The sequence below is a fragment of the Paenisporosarcina sp. genome, from assembly GCF_049671445.1.
GTDB lineage: Bacteria > Bacillota > Bacilli > Bacillales_A > Planococcaceae > Paenisporosarcina.
On record NZ_JBATUX010000104.1, the window covers coordinates 1 to 2,924 of the forward strand.

Sequence of the window (2,924 nt, forward strand, 5' to 3'; positions counted from 1 at the left end):
TTTTAATCGCACGGTTAAAAAGACTGAGTGATTTTCGTTACAGTCGGACGCTTTCCGCGGGCGGTCCGTGAGCCTCCTCGACGCAAGCGTCTGTGGGGTCTCACCTGGACACGCTTTTCCCGCTGGAGTCGCCGCCTTTCACTCCAATCACTTTTTAAATTAAAATAAGCTTTTTAGGTAATAGCTCTTGTATAATTAAAGTAAACATAGACATGGATATGATGTGGCGTCATTTTTGGTATGTAAATGCAAGGTGCCATGGCCATATTTGCGGTTAATCTCAAACGAATACTGATCTTAATGAAGGAATCAACATAAAAAAACACAAGGTAAGGCGAGATTTCGTTCAGAATCAAACGAAATCTCGCCTTTTTTTTATTCTGACCTACGAATGGATCTTTTAAAGCAAGTTTTTCAGTGGCCTCGGTAATCTCTCGGGAACTTTTTGCTTGGAAAATTTTTTCATTAAAAAGTTAAGTATTATTTACATTATGTTAAGAATAGTATACATTAAGAATATAATACTTAACATGAAGGAGTGATGAACAATATGCTCCATAACCGAGTTAAAGAACTGCGTGCACGGTTTGGATTTTCGCAAGGGGAGTTAGCTGAACGAGTAGGGGTAACAAGGCAAACCATAGGCTTCATCGAAAAAGGGGAGTTTTCACCATCGATTACGTTGTCTTTGAAAATTGCGAGGGAGTTCGAAATAAAAGTAGATGAGTTATTTTGGTTGAAAGGGGAGAAATCAAAATGAAAAAAGATATTCGAGTACAATACCCATTATGGCAAATGGCATTTATCGTATTGTTTGGTTTTGTGGCATTTAGTATCATTGGAGTCTCTAAAGAATTCAATCATAACTCTGAAGGATTTAGTTATTCTTTAGAGTTTAATCCTGTAGAGTCAATCTTCTTGCTTGGAGCGCTTTTCATTTCATTGATCGCTGGACTTATATTCACACGAAAAATCTCTATTCATAATAAACAACATCCAGATCAAAAACTATCAATGTGGCAAATTAAACCCATAGAATTTTTAGAGCAAGATGAGGGCATGACGCACATCACAAGAAGAGCAGCACAAAAAGTATATACATTTTTCGTATGGGCTCTCCCATTCTTTGCTGTAATTTTTATGATATTTGAGCTACCAAGATTTTGGGTGATTATTGGGATCCTATTTTTAGCATTAATGCAGTACTTAATTTACTACCTTGAAATCAGGAAACATCTAAAGGAGGATGAAGAATCATAATGTTTGAATATTTTTTAGTATTTTTAGGGGCTGCTATTCCCTGGTTTGAAATGGCACTTGTCATCCCACTTGGCATAATTACAGGATTAAATCCTTTTTGGGTAGTTATAGTAGGATTCATTGGGAATATGGTTACAGTAATGGCTTTAATCATCGGATTCGATCGATTTAAATCGTGGCTTTCTAAGCGAAGAGAGGGTAAAGAACAAAAAGAATCCAAGCGCAGTGAGCGTGCGAAAAAGATATGGAATAAATATGGACTTCCTGGAATGCTGTTGCTCGGACCGATATTAATTGGCACTCATATTGCAGCATTCATTGGGATGACGCTTGGTGCAAGCAAAAGACAGACGACTATTTGGTCGGTGATTAGCATCGCACTGTGGGCAATCGCTTTTGGTGTACTAACAGCTCTTGGATTTGATTTCTTTGTGCGTGATATATAAAACAAAAAGTCTCCGTTGCAAACGGAGACTTTTCCTATCCTTGAAATGATTGTTCTAAGTGTTTCAATACCGATTCTTTTTCAGGTTCTGGAGCAGTTTGCCACCATTTTTCAAAAAACACACCAAGTCCTGGGAGTAAGTGCTCTTCTCCACGTTTAATCGCATCCTCAACGACGTCACGAATTTGTGAAGCGTCGTTGCCAATCATGTTGGCCGTAATCGCATCTCGAATTTGAAAGTTCATAATCTCGCCTCCTCACACCTCATTTTGTCCGCTGTCCTCGCCACTTATACATGAATTTGGTACACTTAAAGAAAAAGGTGGTACAAATACAAATGAAACGCATTGAATCCTCACAAAATGCTCAAGTGAAACATTGGAAAAAACTTGTTACTGTTCGAAAAGACCGTGACAAATCAGGAGAATTTTTAGTAGAAGGATTCCATTTAGTAGAAGAAGCTTTAAAAGATAAATCGTGGGTTCTGACACTTATTGTTAGAGAAGGAATGAAGATTCCTTCAGACTGGAACCTTGAAGATGTGAGTATGGTTGAAGTAACGATGGAAATTGCCAAAGAAATTGCTGAAACTGAATATTCACAAGGCATCTACGCTCATTGTATTCAACCTAAAACTACTCAAAAAGAGCAACAAAAATGGACGAAAATCTTGATGGTAGATGCAGTTCAAGATCCGGGCAACGTTGGGACGATGATTCGTACTGCGGATGCGGCTGGTCTAGATGCAGTTATTTTAGGAAAAGGTTCAGCAGATGCTTATAATCCTAAAACTGTTCGTTCGGGTCAAGGTTCTCATTTTCATATTCCTATCTTAAAAGGTGATTTATCAGAATGGTTACAAACGTTTAAAAATAAAGGTATAGCAGTCTATGGTACTTCTTTAGACGATTCGGTTTCTTACAATCATGTAGAATCACAATCGCAATTTGCTTTAATTATGGGCAATGAAGGTAGTGGATTATCACCTGAGCTTCTCGTGCAAACGGATATGAATTTGAAAATCCCGTTATTCGGACAAGCCGAATCTTTAAATGTAGCAGTTGCTACAGGAATTCTTCTATATACATTAGTTCATACAGAAAATGAATCTTGATGAAAATTTGAATTCCGAGTATAATAGATAGTAATTTGATACATTAAAAGCTATGACCGGGAAGAGTACATGAAACCCTTTTATCCAGGAAGTTTGCATCTAGAC

At 37.6% G+C, this 2,924-nt stretch carries 5 protein-coding genes; 4 read left to right on the forward strand and 1 reads right to left on the reverse strand.

What is annotated here, in order from left to right:
* Positions 1–550: 550 nt before the first annotated feature.
* The 3 genes from WBG45_RS12635 to WBG45_RS12645 are packed head-to-tail and all read left to right on the forward strand — an operon-like array spanning position 551 to position 1,706.
* Positions 551–760 carry a helix-turn-helix transcriptional regulator gene (locus WBG45_RS12635; RefSeq protein ID WP_424415068.1) on the forward strand — a complete coding sequence of 70 codons (210 nt, stop codon included), beginning with the start codon at positions 551–553 and terminating at the stop codon, positions 758–760.
* Complete coding sequence (locus WBG45_RS12640; RefSeq protein WP_424415070.1) at positions 757–1,260, forward strand: hypothetical protein; 504 nt, start codon at positions 757–759, stop codon at positions 1,258–1,260. Before WBG45_RS12635 ends, WBG45_RS12640 begins: the two co-directional genes overlap by 4 nt.
* Positions 1,260–1,706, forward strand: coding sequence for a small multi-drug export protein (locus tag WBG45_RS12645; protein WP_424415072.1), 447 nt, complete (start codon positions 1,260–1,262; stop codon positions 1,704–1,706). The genes WBG45_RS12640 and WBG45_RS12645 overlap by 1 nt, the downstream gene beginning before the upstream one ends.
* Before the next feature lie 34 nt (positions 1,707–1,740).
* Here the strand turns inward: WBG45_RS12645 and sspI are convergent, their stop codons facing one another.
* Positions 1,741–1,950 (reverse strand): small acid-soluble spore protein SspI, encoded by a 210-nt coding sequence (gene sspI / locus WBG45_RS12650; protein ID WP_024534275.1) that lies wholly within the window; start codon positions 1,948–1,950, stop codon positions 1,741–1,743.
* Between the two features lie 92 nt (positions 1,951–2,042).
* Between sspI and WBG45_RS12655 the strand changes: the two genes are divergently transcribed.
* Positions 2,043–2,819, forward strand: coding sequence for a TrmH family RNA methyltransferase (locus tag WBG45_RS12655; protein WP_424415075.1), 777 nt, complete (start codon positions 2,043–2,045; stop codon positions 2,817–2,819).
* Positions 2,820–2,924 lie beyond the last annotated feature (105 nt).

What these genes read in the sequence shown, in the direction of transcription:
- WBG45_RS12635 (WP_424415068.1), top strand. Translation starts at nt 551, where the DNA reads ATGCTCCATAACCGAGTTAAAGAACTGCGTGCACGGTTTGGATTTTCG.
- WBG45_RS12640 (WP_424415070.1), top strand. Translation starts at nt 757, where the DNA reads ATGAAAAAAGATATTCGAGTACAATACCCATTATGGCAAATGGCATTT.
- WBG45_RS12645 (WP_424415072.1), top strand. Translation starts at nt 1,260, where the DNA reads ATGTTTGAATATTTTTTAGTATTTTTAGGGGCTGCTATTCCCTGGTTT.
- sspI (WP_024534275.1), bottom strand. Translation starts at nt 1,950, where the DNA reads ATGAACTTTCAAATTCGAGATGCGATTACGGCCAACATGATTGGCAAC.
- WBG45_RS12655 (WP_424415075.1), top strand. Translation starts at nt 2,043, where the DNA reads ATGAAACGCATTGAATCCTCACAAAATGCTCAAGTGAAACATTGGAAA.